The sequence below is a fragment of the Nocardia sp. CC201C genome (assembly GCF_030010695.1).
Lineage (GTDB): Bacteria > Actinomycetota > Actinomycetes > Mycobacteriales > Mycobacteriaceae > Nocardia > Nocardia otitidiscaviarum.
The window spans coordinates 1-13,716 of the sequence record NZ_JASCXP010000001.1; the positions used below are offsets into that span (position 1 = coordinate 1).

At 68.5% G+C, this 13,716-nt stretch carries 24 protein-coding genes; 8 read left to right on the top strand and 16 right to left on the bottom strand.

What is annotated here, in order from left to right; all coding sequences use genetic code 11:
• Both QK444_RS00005 and QK444_RS00010 read left to right on the top strand, forming a co-directional pair.
• Window positions 1-762, top strand: a 762-nt coding sequence (locus QK444_RS00005) for a hypothetical protein (protein WP_282775772.1), incomplete at its 5' end; no start/stop codon positions are given.
• A 1-nt stretch (window position 763) separates the two neighbouring features.
• Window positions 764-1,324: a hypothetical protein gene (locus QK444_RS00010; protein ID WP_282775774.1), complete on the top strand. Its 561-nt coding sequence runs from the start codon at window positions 764-766 to the stop codon at window positions 1,322-1,324.
• A gap of 21 nt (window positions 1,325-1,345) precedes the next feature.
• Here the strand turns inward: QK444_RS00010 and QK444_RS00015 are convergent, their stop codons facing one another.
• Window positions 1,346-1,558 carry a hypothetical protein gene (locus QK444_RS00015; RefSeq protein WP_282775776.1) on the bottom strand — a complete coding sequence of 71 codons (213 nt, stop codon included), beginning with the start codon at window positions 1,556-1,558 and terminating at the stop codon, window positions 1,346-1,348.
• A 730-nt stretch (window positions 1,559-2,288) separates the two neighbouring features.
• On the opposite strand from QK444_RS00015, the gene QK444_RS00020 reads away from it, so the two are divergent.
• Window positions 2,289-2,579 (top strand): hypothetical protein, encoded by a 291-nt coding sequence (locus tag QK444_RS00020; protein WP_282775778.1) that lies wholly within the window; start codon window positions 2,289-2,291, stop codon window positions 2,577-2,579.
• Here the strand turns inward: QK444_RS00020 and QK444_RS00025 are convergent.
• Both QK444_RS00025 and QK444_RS00030 read right to left on the bottom strand, forming a co-directional pair.
• On the bottom strand, window positions 2,553-3,161 hold the full coding sequence (locus QK444_RS00025) for a GNAT family N-acetyltransferase (RefSeq protein WP_282775780.1): 609 nt from the start codon (window positions 3,159-3,161) through the stop codon (window positions 2,553-2,555). The genes QK444_RS00020 and QK444_RS00025 overlap by 27 nt on opposite strands.
• Entirely contained in the window at window positions 3,158-4,507 is a 1,350-nt protein-coding gene (locus tag QK444_RS00030; RefSeq protein WP_282775782.1) for a hypothetical protein, read from the bottom strand. The genes QK444_RS00025 and QK444_RS00030 overlap by 4 nt, the downstream gene beginning before the upstream one ends.
• A gap of 185 nt (window positions 4,508-4,692) precedes the next feature.
• Between QK444_RS00030 and QK444_RS00035 the strand changes: the two genes are divergently transcribed.
• From QK444_RS00035 to QK444_RS00050, 4 genes are all read left to right on the top strand, one after another.
• Window positions 4,693-4,863 (top strand): hypothetical protein, encoded by a 171-nt coding sequence (locus QK444_RS00035; RefSeq protein WP_282775784.1) that lies wholly within the window; start codon window positions 4,693-4,695, stop codon window positions 4,861-4,863.
• Between the two features lie 2 nt (window positions 4,864-4,865).
• The gene (locus tag QK444_RS00040; RefSeq protein ID WP_282775785.1) at window positions 4,866-5,072 is read left to right on the top strand and encodes a hypothetical protein; all 207 of its coding nucleotides are present in this window, start codon (window positions 4,866-4,868) and stop codon (window positions 5,070-5,072) included.
• A complete protein-coding gene (locus QK444_RS00045; RefSeq protein ID WP_282775787.1) occupies window positions 5,069-5,335 on the top strand; it encodes a hypothetical protein in 267 nt (88 codons plus the stop codon). The genes QK444_RS00040 and QK444_RS00045 overlap by 4 nt, the downstream gene beginning before the upstream one ends.
• Before the next feature lie 109 nt (window positions 5,336-5,444).
• Window positions 5,445-5,630: a hypothetical protein gene (locus tag QK444_RS00050; RefSeq protein WP_282775789.1), complete on the top strand. Its 186-nt coding sequence runs from the start codon at window positions 5,445-5,447 to the stop codon at window positions 5,628-5,630.
• 9 nt (window positions 5,631-5,639) lie between these two features.
• Here QK444_RS00050 and QK444_RS00055 read toward each other — a convergent pair whose 3' ends face one another.
• Window positions 5,640-7,226, bottom strand: a complete 1,587-nt coding sequence (locus QK444_RS00055; RefSeq protein WP_282775791.1) for a terminase family protein — start codon at window positions 7,224-7,226, stop codon at window positions 5,640-5,642.
• Between the two features lie 62 nt (window positions 7,227-7,288).
• Between QK444_RS00055 and QK444_RS00060 the strand changes: the two genes are divergently transcribed.
• Window positions 7,289-7,594, top strand: coding sequence for a hypothetical protein (locus QK444_RS00060; protein ID WP_282775793.1), 306 nt, complete (start codon window positions 7,289-7,291; stop codon window positions 7,592-7,594).
• A 766-nt stretch (window positions 7,595-8,360) separates the two neighbouring features.
• Here the strand turns inward: QK444_RS00060 and QK444_RS00065 are convergent.
• The 12 genes from QK444_RS00065 to QK444_RS00120 all read right to left on the bottom strand — a co-directional run bounded on the left by QK444_RS00065 (window position 8,361) and on the right by QK444_RS00120 (window position 13,673).
• Window positions 8,361-8,600: a hypothetical protein gene (locus QK444_RS00065; RefSeq protein WP_282775795.1), complete on the bottom strand. Its 240-nt coding sequence runs from the start codon at window positions 8,598-8,600 to the stop codon at window positions 8,361-8,363.
• 73 nt (window positions 8,601-8,673) lie between these two features.
• Complete coding sequence (locus QK444_RS00070) at window positions 8,674-9,153, bottom strand: hypothetical protein (protein WP_282775797.1); 480 nt, start codon at window positions 9,151-9,153, stop codon at window positions 8,674-8,676.
• Between the two features lie 69 nt (window positions 9,154-9,222).
• Window positions 9,223-9,756: a crossover junction endodeoxyribonuclease RuvC gene (locus QK444_RS00075; RefSeq protein WP_282775798.1), complete on the bottom strand. Its 534-nt coding sequence runs from the start codon at window positions 9,754-9,756 to the stop codon at window positions 9,223-9,225.
• Window positions 9,753-9,941, bottom strand: a complete 189-nt coding sequence (locus QK444_RS00080; protein WP_282775800.1) for a hypothetical protein — start codon at window positions 9,939-9,941, stop codon at window positions 9,753-9,755. The genes QK444_RS00075 and QK444_RS00080 overlap by 4 nt, the downstream gene beginning before the upstream one ends.
• Window positions 9,941-10,363 carry a hypothetical protein gene (locus QK444_RS00085; protein ID WP_282775801.1) on the bottom strand — a complete coding sequence of 141 codons (423 nt, stop codon included), beginning with the start codon at window positions 10,361-10,363 and terminating at the stop codon, window positions 9,941-9,943. The genes QK444_RS00080 and QK444_RS00085 overlap by 1 nt, the downstream gene beginning before the upstream one ends.
• On the bottom strand, window positions 10,360-10,695 hold the full coding sequence (locus QK444_RS00090; RefSeq protein WP_282775803.1) for a hypothetical protein: 336 nt from the start codon (window positions 10,693-10,695) through the stop codon (window positions 10,360-10,362). The genes QK444_RS00085 and QK444_RS00090 overlap by 4 nt, the downstream gene beginning before the upstream one ends.
• On the bottom strand, window positions 10,688-11,395 hold the full coding sequence (locus QK444_RS00095) for a hypothetical protein (RefSeq protein WP_282775805.1): 708 nt from the start codon (window positions 11,393-11,395) through the stop codon (window positions 10,688-10,690). The genes QK444_RS00090 and QK444_RS00095 overlap by 8 nt, the downstream gene beginning before the upstream one ends.
• Entirely contained in the window at window positions 11,388-11,936 is a 549-nt protein-coding gene (locus tag QK444_RS00100) for a hypothetical protein (protein WP_282775806.1), read from the bottom strand. Before QK444_RS00100 ends, QK444_RS00095 begins: the two co-directional genes overlap by 8 nt.
• Before the next feature lie 289 nt (window positions 11,937-12,225).
• Window positions 12,226-12,582: a helix-turn-helix domain-containing protein gene (locus QK444_RS00105; protein ID WP_282775808.1), complete on the bottom strand. Its 357-nt coding sequence runs from the start codon at window positions 12,580-12,582 to the stop codon at window positions 12,226-12,228.
• Between the two features lie 59 nt (window positions 12,583-12,641).
• Complete coding sequence (locus QK444_RS00110; RefSeq protein WP_282775810.1) at window positions 12,642-13,022, bottom strand: hypothetical protein; 381 nt, start codon at window positions 13,020-13,022, stop codon at window positions 12,642-12,644.
• A complete protein-coding gene (locus QK444_RS00115; protein ID WP_282775812.1) occupies window positions 13,022-13,291 on the bottom strand; it encodes a hypothetical protein in 270 nt (89 codons plus the stop codon). Before QK444_RS00115 ends, QK444_RS00110 begins: the two co-directional genes overlap by 1 nt.
• A gap of 10 nt (window positions 13,292-13,301) precedes the next feature.
• Window positions 13,302-13,673, bottom strand: coding sequence for a hypothetical protein (locus tag QK444_RS00120; protein WP_282775814.1), 372 nt, complete (start codon window positions 13,671-13,673; stop codon window positions 13,302-13,304).
• Window positions 13,674-13,716 lie beyond the last annotated feature (43 nt).

A 13,716-nucleotide genomic window follows, 5' to 3' on the forward strand; every position in this document is an offset into this window, starting at 1 on the left:
GCCCGCGAGGGGGTGCGGGGCGACGGCGCTGGTCATTCCCTGATGCCAGCGTGCGGATGGGTGGTGGCGTGGCCGAGCGCCTACGACTCGGCCACCACGGCGGACAAGGCCGCGGCCGAGGCATTGGCCGCGGCCACGCTGTGGGCGCTCTCGGGCCGGGTGTACGGAGTGTGCGAGGAGACGGTCTCCCCGCGCGTGGAGCCGGGACAGCACCCGACCTACGACGGCCCCTACGGGTCGTCGCGGCTGCTCGGGCGGGCGGGATGCGGATGTGTGCAGGCGTGCCGGTGCGCGTCCTCACGCAAACGCGCGCACCTGCCGGGCCCGGTCCAGTCGATCACCTCGGTTGTCGTCGACGGCGTGGTGCTCGTCGATGACGCCTATGAGGTGCACAACCGGCGGTGGCTGGTGCGCACCGACGGCGAGCTGTGGCCGGTGGGCGACGATCCGGCCGCGTTCGTCGTGACCTACACGCGCGGGCTGCCCATCCCCGCCGACGGCCTGGCCGTGCTCGTGGATCTGGCGGTGGAGTTCCTGAAAGCGCGCGGCGGGTCGGGCAAGTGCGCGATACCCGCGCGGGCACAGCAGATCTCGCGCCAGGGCGTCGATATCCAGCTGATCGATCCGGCCGCGCTGTTCGAATCCGGACTCACCGGCGTCGAGTCGGTGGATCGCTGGCTCGCCGCAGTGAATCCCGGTCAGCGGCGCGCACCCTCGCGCGCGTATTCCGTGGACATGCTCGACCCGATCCGGGTCCGCTGACATGGACACCGGGGTCTACCAGGTCGCGCACACGCTGATCGGCGCGCTGACGACCGCGCTGTCCACCACGCGTGCCGGGGCGCCGTGTATCTCGGTCGTGCATCCGGGCACGCTCACCCCCGCCTACGGGTGGTGCGCCTGCGACGAAGGCGAGGGGATGGCGTGGACGCGGGTGGTGTCGGTCGGTCCGACCGAGCGATTCCCCGCCCCGCTGTCGCAGCCGGTACCAGCGGGCCGGGTGGCGCAGCTGGCCGCGGTGATCGAGCTCGGCGTCGACCGCTGCTACTGGAACACCGACGACAACGCGATGCCCGATATCGCGGTGCTCGACAGCCTCGCGCGCGATGTCCTCGACGACGCCGCCGCGATGCGCCGCGCGGTCGAATGTGCCGGACTCTCCGGCGATGTCGTGCTCGGGCCGTGGACGCCACGCGGCCCGTCCGGCGGCATTCACGGCGGCACGATGACCGTCACGGTCCAGGTCGATACCTGCGCCGGATGTGCGGCGATCCCGCCGCTGGATCAACTCGTGCCGATGCTGCCGGGCGACCCCCGCGCCTGAACGCGATAGCTCGGTTGCGAGCTAGGTGTAGCGCTCGTCCGGCGGCAGCGAAAGCTGATAGAGGCGATCCCGAACCGCCATCGTTGCGCAGAACTGCGCCTGTGCCTGTACGGCGCGTACGACCACCCAATTCATCTCGTTAGTGGGGCCTGGATGGTCGAGGAGGTCCCGAAGCCGCCGATCAGCGCGATCGCCCCACTCCTCAGCCTGGCTCGCCCAGTCGATATCTGTCATTCTGCGACGCTATTCCCACGGAGAGAGGAGTGAGCGCCGATCTTGAGAAGGTTTGCCGAAGTGTTGCTTTGGCATCGGTGATGCGGCGGGAACCGCAGCTCGGCGTGGCGCGTCAAAGATGTGCATGAGCCACATCCGGAGCCGCACGACACGTAGAGGCCCAGCCCAATTCGCCGCTGCAGAACTCGCCGAGTCCGCCGCCGAGGTGGCGGCCTACGCCGCCGAGGTGCGCGCATGGCGCGCGTGGGTCGCTGCGCGGCCGGGCCGCTGGCGGGTGGCGCAGTCGCGCGGATGGGCGCGCGGCTAGTCCGACTTGGGAACCAGCGGATAGGGGTTCTCTCGGTTCTGCTTCTCGACTCGAGACCGACACTCCGGGCACATCTGGCCGCCGGGACCGACCGGCCGCTCGCCGCAGAGTCCGCACATTCTGTCCGCTGCTCCGTCCGACACAAACCGAATAGTATCCGCACATGTATTCGAATCGCCGCCGCCCGCTCCGGCAGATTCGCGATGGTCGATACGCCGAGGGCGCGCCCGAATGCTGTCCGGCCGGTCATCGGCTCACTGCTGGTCGGACGCTGGTCGGGTGGCAGGCTTGCACCGCTGTCGGCGGCGGGCACCGGACGTACGATTGCCGGGAATGCGGCGTGGTGATCTACTCGCCGCCGCCCGCGGCCGGGTGCGATCACACCGCGTTCGACTCACGGCACGCCAGGATCAGGGGCACCGAATGAGCGATATCGACAAATTCCCCACACCCGCGCAGCGCGAGTTGCTGCGGGTCGTCGTCGCGGCGCGGGCTGCGGGTGAGCGGGATGTCGTCACCGCGGTGCGTGCGACGTTGCGCCACCCACCGGCGGCCGAGATCGTCGCCTCGGTCGTCGCCGTGCTGGACGGCATCGGGCATATGCCGGGCGAGTCGCTCGACTCGCTAATCGCGCGGCTGCGTGTCCTGTACCGCGAGGCGGCCGACGACGAGTACGACTGCGAGCCGTTACGGGTCGACGACGATCGGTACTGACTCGCTCGGTGTGAGCGGGTAGAGCAGCACGTCGAACTGTGGAGCGTCGGGCCAATGTGGGCGCAGCGATCCGACCTTGCTCCAGCCCCATTTCCGGTATGCGGCGTAGGCCCGTGTGTTGTCCGGCTCGACGAGCAGGGTGGCGCGCTGCTCTGAACGGCCGCCGAGCAGTTCGTCGTGCAGCCTGCGCGCGAGTCCGTGGCCGGTGTACTCCTGGCACACCATGATCTCGCTGAGCGCGAATGTCCGGGCACCGTCCTCGACGGTGAACGCGTCGATATCGCCCTCGTCGAGCGTGAGCCCTTCCCACCATCGCGCGTTCGTCGGCAGTGGCCAGCCCCAAGTCTGACCGGCCGGGTTGCCGTGAACAGTGGCCATCACCAGTTCGAAACCGCTGCCGCGGGCCGGATCGGTGTAGGCGTCGAACCGGTGCATGAACTCGGCGGGCGAGTCGAACGGGTCACCGGAAGCGATGGCATCGACATACGACCGTCGATAGATATCCTCGACAACGTCGCGCAGTTCGCGTGCTTGCGCGGCCGAGCAGTGCCGGAACATGAGGCCTTCGATGGTGGTGGTCATCGCGCGATGGCTTTCTGCGCGAGAGCGTCGAACCGACCGCAGAATTCGCTGCCGACCGCGAGAGGCTCGACGGTGCGGCGCACGGGTTCCAGCACGCGCAGGGTTCGCGTGGACGACACTTCGCCGAGGGACGCGAGTACGGGCAGTCCCTCGGCTACAGCGCCGGTGACGTCGCCGACTTGTGCCCGACTGGCGGCCGACCAGGCGTGCAGGTTCATCGCGTTGCGGGGGCTCGTCTGTTCGGCGGCGGCAGCGCTGTAGAGCTCGACAGATCGTGATGTCTCGCCGAGGTCGCCGTAGCCGCGTGCCTCATGCCCGGCGATCTCGGAATGGCTGACGAAACGGAGCCACTGCGGGCACTCGTCGATCGGTTCGTACTGCGCGGCGGCATCCATTTCGCGCCACGCTGTTGCCAGTGTGCGGCCGAAGGCGGTGTGGTCGCCGACGACGCCGTACGCCTGCGCCTCGCGGATCGCGATGAGCGCGTGGATTCGCCCGGGTGGCCGCCCGCGCATGAGATCGCGGGCGCGGTGGACCAGTTTGAGTGCGTGGTAGGGGCTTCCGGCCCCGGCGCGGCTGAGCGCTATCGACTGATTGGCTGCGTAGAGGCAGGTATGTGCGATCAGATCGGCGTCGTCGGCTTCGGTACCGAGCGCCAGCGCGTCGGCATAGCAGCGTCGGGCGAGTGGATGCCGGTCGGCGTCGTAGGCGAGCCAGCCCGCCAGCACGGCCAGCTGCCCTGTGGCGCTGGTGAATGCGTCGCCGGTCGCGGTGTCATAGGCGCACGTGTCGAGCTTGTGCTTCGCGCGTGCCAGCTGTTCGACGGCGAAGTCGACGAGGGCCGCCCCGCCGGATAGTTGGTCCTCATGTTCGAGGGTGTCTACTCCATGGAGTAGACGCCGCACGTCGGACGCACCGAGGCGGTCGTGTTCACCCGCCAGCATGGTCACAGCGCCGAGGGCTGCCAGCTTCCCGAATTCCCGCCGTCTCACGTCGTCGTCGACTTCCCATGCGTACATGCCGAGCTCACCCGCGCTCGGCGATTCCGATACTGCACCCACAGGTTCGATGCCATCACGACCAGGATGCCCGTCCGCCACTCGTGGCGCAGCGGCGAGAGCCAGGCGGAACCGCTCGAGCTGAACGGGGTCCAGGCGTGCAAGCGCTGTGTCGAGCGACTCGGCGGACTCGCCGACGACCGGCCGGTCGACGGTCGCTCGCTGTTCCCATTTCTGGATCGTCTTCACGTCCCAGCCGAGATCGTCGGCGAACTGGGCCTGTGTCATCCGTAGGGCGACCTTCCGCAGTGTCTTGACCTCGGTCGCCGTCCACTTGCTGACGATCATTCGTGCCCCCGGTCTGCGCTCGCAACGACTCGTCGGATAAGCGTAGGACTTCCGTAGCAGGTTTGTGGGTGGGATGAAAGTGCCTGGTCGGTGAAGGTGAAGACAGCACCCGCCGCCAGGTCGGCCCCTTATCCCCTGGCGCCGGGTGCACTCCATCCGTTCCAGGGAGCTGGAGGCACCCGACTATGGAAATCATCCTCGCAATCATGGTGATTGCGCTACTCCTCTTGGTCGGCGTCGCAGCCGCGGCCGATCGCGCCGTACCCGCGCGGCACCACCGCGGCCCCACCGTCGCCGAAATCCGAGCCCGTCTCGACGCCGAGGCCGCCCGCGCGCTCGTTCCGATGCGGGGGTAGCCGTGGCGATTCATCTTCCCCCGAATATCGACGCCTCGACCATCGCCGCGATCATCAACCACGCGAGCTTGCGGTGGGCGGCCGAGCACCCGCACGAGGCCATGCAGGCACACCGCGAATGCCAAGTAGGCCAGTGCCTTACGAAGACGATCGCGTACAAGAAGCTCGTCGGCGACGGCAAGCTCGTACCGGCGGGGTGGCCCGCGTGAGCACACCGATCACGCCGACGATGTACGCCACCACAGAAGCGAGCGGCACAGCGCGTTGGGCGATCGTGGGCGGCGTCGCAACGGTTTTCGCGGTGCGCAGCGGTCGGCGCGACTTGCCCATGCCGCCCGGTGAGGACGGTGTCGATCTCGGGAAGTGCTTTGACCTGTTCCCGGCGCAGCGTGAGCTGTTCTGGCAGGTGCTCTACGAGCGCGAGGCGATGCGGCCCGGCGGTCCCAACTGCGGCCGAATTTCTGGCCGGTAGGTGGATCTGGACACCGCACCCGCCGCGCTGAGCGTGCAAGGCAGTTCGGTTCGCTGTCTACTCGACGGCGAGGACGAGATCACAGACAAGCTGTAAGGGAGGGGCGTCAATGACCGAGCCGGTCACCCGCGAATTCGTGTTGCGCGCAACGGTACCGGTGGCCGTTGTCGAAGAGTTCGCGCCATCGTTTCACGCGCTGATGGAATCCGGACAACAGCTGTTCGAATGGCTCGCACAGCAGGGCGGAACGACTGCGGTCCTGCTCGACGGGCACGACGTGACCGACCAGCTCTAGCCTTGGCGGTCATCGGCGGCGGGCGGCGACTCCCCCGGACGCGGCGACGCTGTCGCGGCGCTTGGCGGCGACGCTGTGGGTTGTCGCGCCTGCCCCGATCTGCGGCAGCAGGTCAGCCGCCAAATGCACCGCGGCATCCAGTGCGCCGGGCGACCAGGTCGAGCCCGGTTCCCATTGGGTCCACTCGGTGGTCAGGTCGCGCAGTGAGGGGTCGGTCGCGAATCCGATCCGGCCGATCGTGACCGCTTGGGCGATCGGCTCGGCGCGCAGGATCTTCTTGCGCCGGGTGTGCACACTGCGGATGTACGGACAGAGAGCGGTGACCGGGATGGCACCCTCGGTTTGCAGCGCGGACCACGCCTGGCGGATCAGCGTCGACGACATGTCCCCGCCATAGTTGGATTCGAACACGATCCGGTCGGCGCCGACCTCGTTGGCGAGCAGGCACACCTCGCGCGGCCACCGATCCGAGGACATGCGGCCGGTGCGCGAATGGGTCCACCAGAATCGGCCGGACTCGTCGACCAGACCGGCGACGATTCCCGCGGTGTCTCGGCCGCCGCCGGAGGGGTCCACGCCGACACCGATCCGGACCGCCGGGCCGGGGGTGCCGGTGCGCGCACGGATCAGGGTGTCGTCGAGCAGGGCGCCTTCGGCCGAGATCGGCAACCCGAGCGCGAGCGACTGCCAGTCGCGGGCGGTCAGCGACATGCGCAGGTTGTCCCAGTGCCGCAGCTGCGCGGTGGTGTCGTCGGCGGCGATCTTCGGATGCTGCAGCGGCGCACCGGGTTCGCGGCCGAGCGGGTCGGGGTAGATGCCGCGCTCGCGGTCGGGGGCCAGGGCGATAGCGGGCAGATGCAGCACCCGCCATTGGCCGCCTTCTTCTTCGCGGCCCTCGCGCGCCAGCAGCCGCCCGGCGAGATCGTCGGTGTGCCAGCGGTGCATGACCAGCACCTCGCGGCATTCGGGGGCGCGGCGGGTGGCGAACGCGGACGAGTACCAGTTCCACACCGCTTCGCGGATCGTGGGCGAGTCCGCGGCGGCGCGGTCGGCGAACGGGTCATCGATGATGCCGAGATCCATGGGCTGACCGACCAGGCCCGAGCGCACGCCGCGCGCCCGGTAGCCGCCGCCGGTGGTGAGGGTCCAGTCGGATTTCGTGGCCTCGTCGTCGCGCAGGCGTAGCCCGTACTCGCGCCCGTAGTCGGCGATGAAGTCGCGGCAGGCCGCGGCATGGCCCATCGCCAGCGAGGACGCGTAACTGGCGAGGATGATGCGGTCACGCGGTTTCTGGGTGAGCCACCAGAACGGAAACCACCGGGACACGCGCGTGCTCTTGCCGACCTGGGAAGGGGTGAAGATCATCAGCTTCGCGTTGGGGGTGTCGCGCACCCACACCAGATCGCGATCGATCCGGTCGAGGTAGTCGCGCCGCGCGGTGCCGGGCACGTGCTTTTCGGCGAGCCTGCCGGGGGTGTCGCTGGTATCGAGGGCCACTCCCGCGCGGGCGCACGCCTCGCGCAGCCGGTCGCGTAGGTGCTGCTTGTCGCGATCGGGCAGGCCACGCCAGCCGTCGCCGTCGAGAACGGACGTCACCTGCCCATTCTCGCGCGACGCAGTGACGGGGCCACCGGGCCAGAGTGTGGCAGGCTGGGACCGTGGGGTTGCCGCCGCGCACGAAGGTCGACCGGCCGGACCTCGCCGACAGCACCGGCGGGGACCGCATCGGCTACGTCGCACCACCGGGGCACTACCCGGTGGTGACCGATGGCGAATTCCTCGGCGCGGACGACATGCCCAACCCTCGCACGCGCGAGGAACGCGACCCACCCGACGACTCCGGCGACTGGGTGGTGGTGGCGTGGAAGGGCGAACCGGAGCCCGACGGTACGCCGAGCTGGTTCTACCGATGGGAGTACGCGCCGCGGCTGCGAGTCCTGGCACCGCCGAAGGCATCCCGTTAGTCCGGATCGCGGGGATCTCAGCGGCGGCTAGGGCACCTTTTTCCGAGTTGGATGACACGCTTTTTCCGTTTCGGGTAGGTCCTGTTTTCCGTTTCGGAAATACCTGCGTTCACTTTGGGAACGGCTCCGCATGCAAAGTGGCAATGGTCCTGGGCCGATGCGATTTTCGTCGGGAAATCCCAGTATTTCCCCATATCGCAACGGGTTCGGTGGCTACGCTGAGCGCGCTGCACCTTGGTCGGCAGGTGGGGATGTCCCACGCTAGGTACACCGTTACCTACTGACGAAGGAGAGCAATGGGGAAGAACCGCAACAAGAGTGGGAGATCCTCGGCGGTCATTCGGGTGACCGCCGAGGTCTCCGTGCGGTGTCGTTGGGCGCTGGCGCTGGGTGTCATCCCGGCGGCAGTGGTTGTACTGCAGTTCGTACCGCCTCGTTAGGACGGATCTGCTGATGCCCTGACAGCGGGCCAGAGTCGTTCCCGCGATTCTGGCCCGGCCTCACGTTTGGCACATGGTGCACCAAATGTTGCGTCCGGACCTACCACAGACATCACAAATGTTAGGTCCGGACCTAACATGAGGTACCACAGACGGTACCGTCCCTTGACTTGGATCGGATCTATTTACAGATTTCAGCAACTCCTGCAGATTCGTCCTCTACCTTCGCGCCGTCAGCCTCAGCTAGCGAGCGGATCGCGCTGTCTGCTCAGATTGCGGCGTCGTTTCCGGCGTGTGTTCGGCAATGGCGGCGGTGCGCAGCTTGTTCACCAGCTCTTCGATCTCGGCGTCGAGTTCGGTGCGGGCTCAGGTTGCTCCGCCGGGTTGCCGTTGATGCGGACGTACTGGCCGTAGGTGGCGTAGACCCGGCCGTCCTCGATGTGCACCGACATCAACGGGCGTTCGGGTGTGGGGGTCAGGCCGAGTAGGCGGACGGCTTGGTCGAAGTCGGCCAGGTTCACGACCGGTACCTCCACGGGCTCGTCGGTCACGTTCTCGTACGTCACGGTGTCTCCTCGCTTTCAGTGTCGGGTGCCTCGATGAAGTAGGTCGCTGTATCGGCGGCGGTCAGAGGTCTCATCATTCGACGTGTTCAGTGTTGGCGGTCATGGGTTCCTGTGTGGGTTCGTTGGGGGCGCCGGTGCGCAGCTTGTTCACCAACTCCTCGATCTCGGCGTCGAGCTCGGTGCGGCTGGTGATGGTGGCCTCGACTTGGATGCGGTCGAGGCCGTGGATCTTGCAGAACCGATCGATCATGCGCAGGCAGATGTCGGCGGCCTTTGGGTCGCCCGAGCGCGCGCGTGTGAACCAGGGGCCCCAGAGGCGTTCGAGACGTTCGAGGACGAGCGGGCGGGCTTGGTCGGCGAGTGCTGTGGTGCGGGCGGCGGATTCTTCGAGCGCGGTCTGCACGGCGCGGTGGGCGCTGCCGCGGTCGCAGTAGTCCAGGGCGTCGGCGATCTGCTGGAACGTCTTGCCCTCGACGTACATCTCGAGGGCGTATTCGCGGCGTACGGCGGCCGAGGCCAGGCGTCGGCGTCCTTGGGTGCCTGCCTTCGCCATGGCCTCGCCCCTTCCTCTCCATCGCACCGACCGTGGTGACGGTGTGTCTGTTTCCGAGTATCGCAGCCGCTACGGCCACACGAGTTTCGACAGCGCGAGCGTGTGCCGTTCCTGGACCAGGTAGCGCACGGGCATGCCGAGGTGTTGGGCGCCGGCGGTCGCGCAGCCTAGTGCGTCGGCGAGGTCGTTGTTCGGTAGTCGGACGCCGGGCCACATGCCGGAGATGGCTGCCAGCACATCGGGTTTCTTGGCTTGCCCGTTGTCGGTGGCCCACTTCTTCATGGTCGTTGGTGGGATGGATGCCAGCGGCAGGCCGATGCGGTCGCAGGCGGTGACGATCAACCACCACAGGTGGTGTATCCGGTCCTGGCCTGGCTGGTTGTGTCCGAACGACAGTCCTTCGATGACGATGAGGTCGGCGTCGCGGGGAATCTCGCGCATGATCTGGTTGCGCATGGAGATCATGCGGCGGGCGCGGGCGCTGTGGGTGTCGGTGGATTTGCCGGTGCTGGTGACGGCGCGCAGGTCGGGGTCGTGGTCGTCGCGGATGATCGCGATGCCAGTGCGGCCGAGGGCGTGGTCGATGCCGACGACGGTGGTCATTGGTTGGCTCCCTGTGTGTCGGCGGTGTTGGCGGCTTTGATGCGGGCGTCGTGGGCGGGGGCGTGGATGAGGTGGCGGTGGTTGGCGAGGCGGTTGCGGCAGGTGTGCCCGATGGCGGCGTGGCAGTGAGAGCAGGGGACGGTTTCGGCTCGTTGGCGGGTGAGCTCCCAGTCGAGATCGGGCATCACAGCACTCCGTCGTCGATGGCGCGGGCGATATCGCGGGCAGCGTCGGGGTCGACGCCGGTGTAGGCGTGGCCGTCGTCGTCTTCGTCGTCGGTGTCGGGTTCGGGGTGGTCGGGCAGGAGGTAGCCGGTGCCTTCGCATTCGGTGCACCAGTCCGCGCCGTTGCTGTCGCCGGTGCCCTGGCAGATGTCGCAGCGGGGCGTCCACTGCTGGATCTGCGCGATCTGCTGTGCGAGGCCGTTGAGACCGGGCATGGCATGTTCGATCATGCGGCCGACGGCGACGCCGATCTGCCGGAGTGTGGCGTTGAGCTGCGCGAATAGCTGCGGGGTCGGCAGCTGGGCGCGGCGGTGGCGTTTGCGGGCCCGGTACTTCATGCGGGGGAAGTTGGCGGGGGTGCGGGCGAGCTGGCCGCGGCTCATGCGCTGGCCTCCCACAGCACGCGGGCGGGGAAGTCCTCGGGGTGGAACTGGGCGGGTGAGATCCAGTAGCCGGGTTCGAGTTGGTGCACGCGGCCGGGCCAGCGGCCGGAGGCGGTGTTGATCGCGCCGATCTCGCCGCCGCGCAGCCGGATCACCGTGCCGTCGGCTTCGTGGACCAGGGCGGCGGCGTCGGGGATCTCGCGGGCGGGTGGTTGCCAGTTCGCGGCGACGATGGCCTCGAGGTAGCGGACGGCGAGCCAGGCGGGCGCGCGGTGGGAGGTGGTGATGGGGTTGATGACGGCGGCGAGCTGGTCGCGGCGGGTGTCAGGCATCGGTGTCCTTGTGGTCGGGGCTGGCCGAGGGCTGCGGCGTGTGGGTGAGGATGGCGTCGATGAAGCACAGCGCGAACACGGCGGTTGAGTGGAATTGCCTGCCGGTCAACAGTTCTCGTGCGAGGTGTTCGAGGGCGGCGCGTTCGGGTGGGGTGTCGCCGGGCAGGTAGACCGTGGATGGTGGCGGTTCGGGTGCCCGGTAGGGTGCGCCGGTTTCGTCGTAGACGGTGAGCACGCGCCAGTCCACGCCGGGCATGGCGGCGCTGGCGTCGGCGAGGTCGGTGACCGCTTCGTCTCGGTCGGTCCAGGGCGGGCCGTCGTTGCTGATCCACCAGTCGCCGCGCGCGGTGCGGTAGCCGACGACGTAGCCGACCGGGATCGCCGGGGCCGCGGGCGGGTTCGGTGCCAGGCAGATGCCTGGCTGTGGGCCCGAGAGCACCACGGGGTCGGGGGCGAGCGTTGCGGTGTGCTCGGTTGCGGCGACGGCGATGACGCCGAGTGCGCGCTGGATCTCGCGTTCGCCAGCGTCGCCGGTCTCGACGCCGAGCCGGTCGGCGAGGTCGACCAGGTCGAGCACGTCGCCGAGGTAGGCCGCGAGCGCGTCGCCTACGCGCCGTGCGTCCTCCTCGGTGAGATGGTCGGGCGAGGCGTGGCGGCTGAGCAGCTGGGCGCGCAGCTGCGCTGCGGTCGGGTCAGGCATCGGCGTCGCCTTCGGCGCTGGGGGGCGTGGTCTTCTGCGGCAGGGCGATCGTGGCGCCGGTCGCGCTGACGGCCGTGCGGAGCATGGCGGCGAATTCCGCGGCGACGGCGGGATCGGTGGGCGCGTCGGTGAAGTGCTCGTAGTAGGGCACTTGGCTGCGGATGTGCTGCATGAGCTCGCGGTGCAGTGCGGCCCCGAGGGCGAGATCGAGTTCGGCCTGCTCGACGATCCGTCGGCGCAGCGTTCGCAGTGCCGCGCTGCTGTGCGCCTGCTGGTGCTCGCGTGCGGCGGCCTCGACGACCTCGAGCGCGTCGAGCTGCTGGGCGGCGCTGGCGGTGATAACGGTGGCGGGCTGGTTGAGCAGGGCGTGGGCGATGCCGTTGGGCGACATCATGCATCGGCAGTAGTTGCCGCGGCCGTCGCTGACGGCGCAGTGGTCGCCGGGGTCGACGCCGTGCGGGTCGATCCCGTGTCCGCATTCCGGGCACAGCACCGGCTCGGCACCGTAGAGATAGGTCGAGTCGTGGGTCGGCTGGGTCATGGTGTCCTCTCGGATGATTCGGGTGGGTTTGTCCACAGGCGGTGTGCCTGTCGTGAGTTGCGTTGGGAGGTGGGGACGCTGGTACCGGGTTGGTGGGTGGTTGGTAAAAGATGGTGGGGGCTCACCGTTGAGCCCTGACCCCCTCTCGAATGAGCCCTGACCCCTCGCCATTTGAGCCCTGAGGTCGCCCTAACTTGCGGGTGCCGGTGGCCGGTTGTCCCCAGCTGTGAATAACGTTGTCCACAGGCAAGGCTCATGGGTGAGCTGTGATATCGGCGGCGGTCACGGCTCATCGGCGAGCTCTGTTCCTGCCGAGCTGTTCCGGTGGCAGCATCGGCATCTCGGCGATGTCCGCCGGGACCGTCAGCCGGTACTCGTCGGCGAGTCCGGCGTATCGGTCGGCGCGGCTGACCAGCTCGATCAGTCCGAGCCGTCGCAGCTCGGTCAGCCCGCGTTTGACCGTGGCTTTGCTCGTGCACGTCACATCGACCAGTTCGTCGACACCGGGGAAAACCTGCGTGCCGTCGGGGGCGGCGTACGTCGCGAGCATCAAGGCGATGTACTTGAACTGCTGCGCGATGCGCAGCCGCTTGATCACCCGTTCCCAATCGAACCGGTCCATCGGCTGCATCTGCGGATCGGGCATCGTCGCCACCTTCCGTCAAGCCCCAAACCTCCTCCACCCCAACCACTTTCGCCACCTCGTCAGTCATTCGCGTCGAGGTCGAACAACGGATGCATCTGCTCTTCGAGCGCCGCGCGACGCGTCGCCGCGCGGGTGCGGGCATGGTGTTCGCGGTCGTAGTGCAGATGGCAGCCCTGGCACATCGCGCGCAGGTTCTCCGGCGCGCAGTTCTCCGGGGTGTGATCCAGATGCGCGGTCGTCAGCACGACCGGCTTGCTGGTGTCGTGCGCCCGCTGGTTGTGTTCGTTCGGGCACCGGCGATCGGCCGCGAGATGCACTGGGGGGCGTCCACATTCGCCGCGGCATTCGCAGCGGCCACGGGCGCGGGTGAACCGCACCCATCGGCTGATCTCGGGCCAGTGCTTCGGGTACCGGCCGCGGTTCTCCGGCCGTATCGGCATCAGCTGCCCCACAGCCACGGGCCGAGCGCCGCCAGCGCGTACATCACCCCGGCGTAGCCGACGAACACCAGCAGGAACGCCAGCACCCCGCGCGCGGCCTCACGCATGCGCACCCTCGCCACCGGATTCGGGGCCGAACTGCGGTAGCGGGCGGCCGATCTCGGCGTACAGCGCCACGGCGCTCGCCGCTCGCTGCGCCACGGCGCACCCAGGTTCCGGGCGCGCCGCGACAGCAGACCAATCGACGGCGACAGAGTGACTGTCTCCATGGTTCATGGGTCAGTCGGCGGTGTCGCCGCGATCGGAGAACGCCACGGTGCCGCCCGGCGACGCGTCGGGCTCGGAGTAGTCGCCGTAGGCGTCGCCCTCGGCCTGGTCCTCATCGTCGAAGGGCAGCTCGGGGTCGGCGGGCCGCTCGACCGGGTCGCCGAGGCTGGCCTCGAGGACCCGCCATTTGGTCTGGTGCCGGACGCCGTCGTTGATCTGGTCGTATCCCTCGGCGACGCATTCGACGGTGACGGTCATGCGGCGTAGCTCGCCCACCTCGCCGCGGTGCTCGAACTGATCGGTCGGGCTGCCGGAGAACCGGTAGCGCGTGAACCCTTCGGCGGTGCCACCTTTGACGCCGTTGTGGGTGATGACCTTGGCCATGTGATGCCCTTTCCTACTTCGATGTAGAGCTGCGGATATGTGG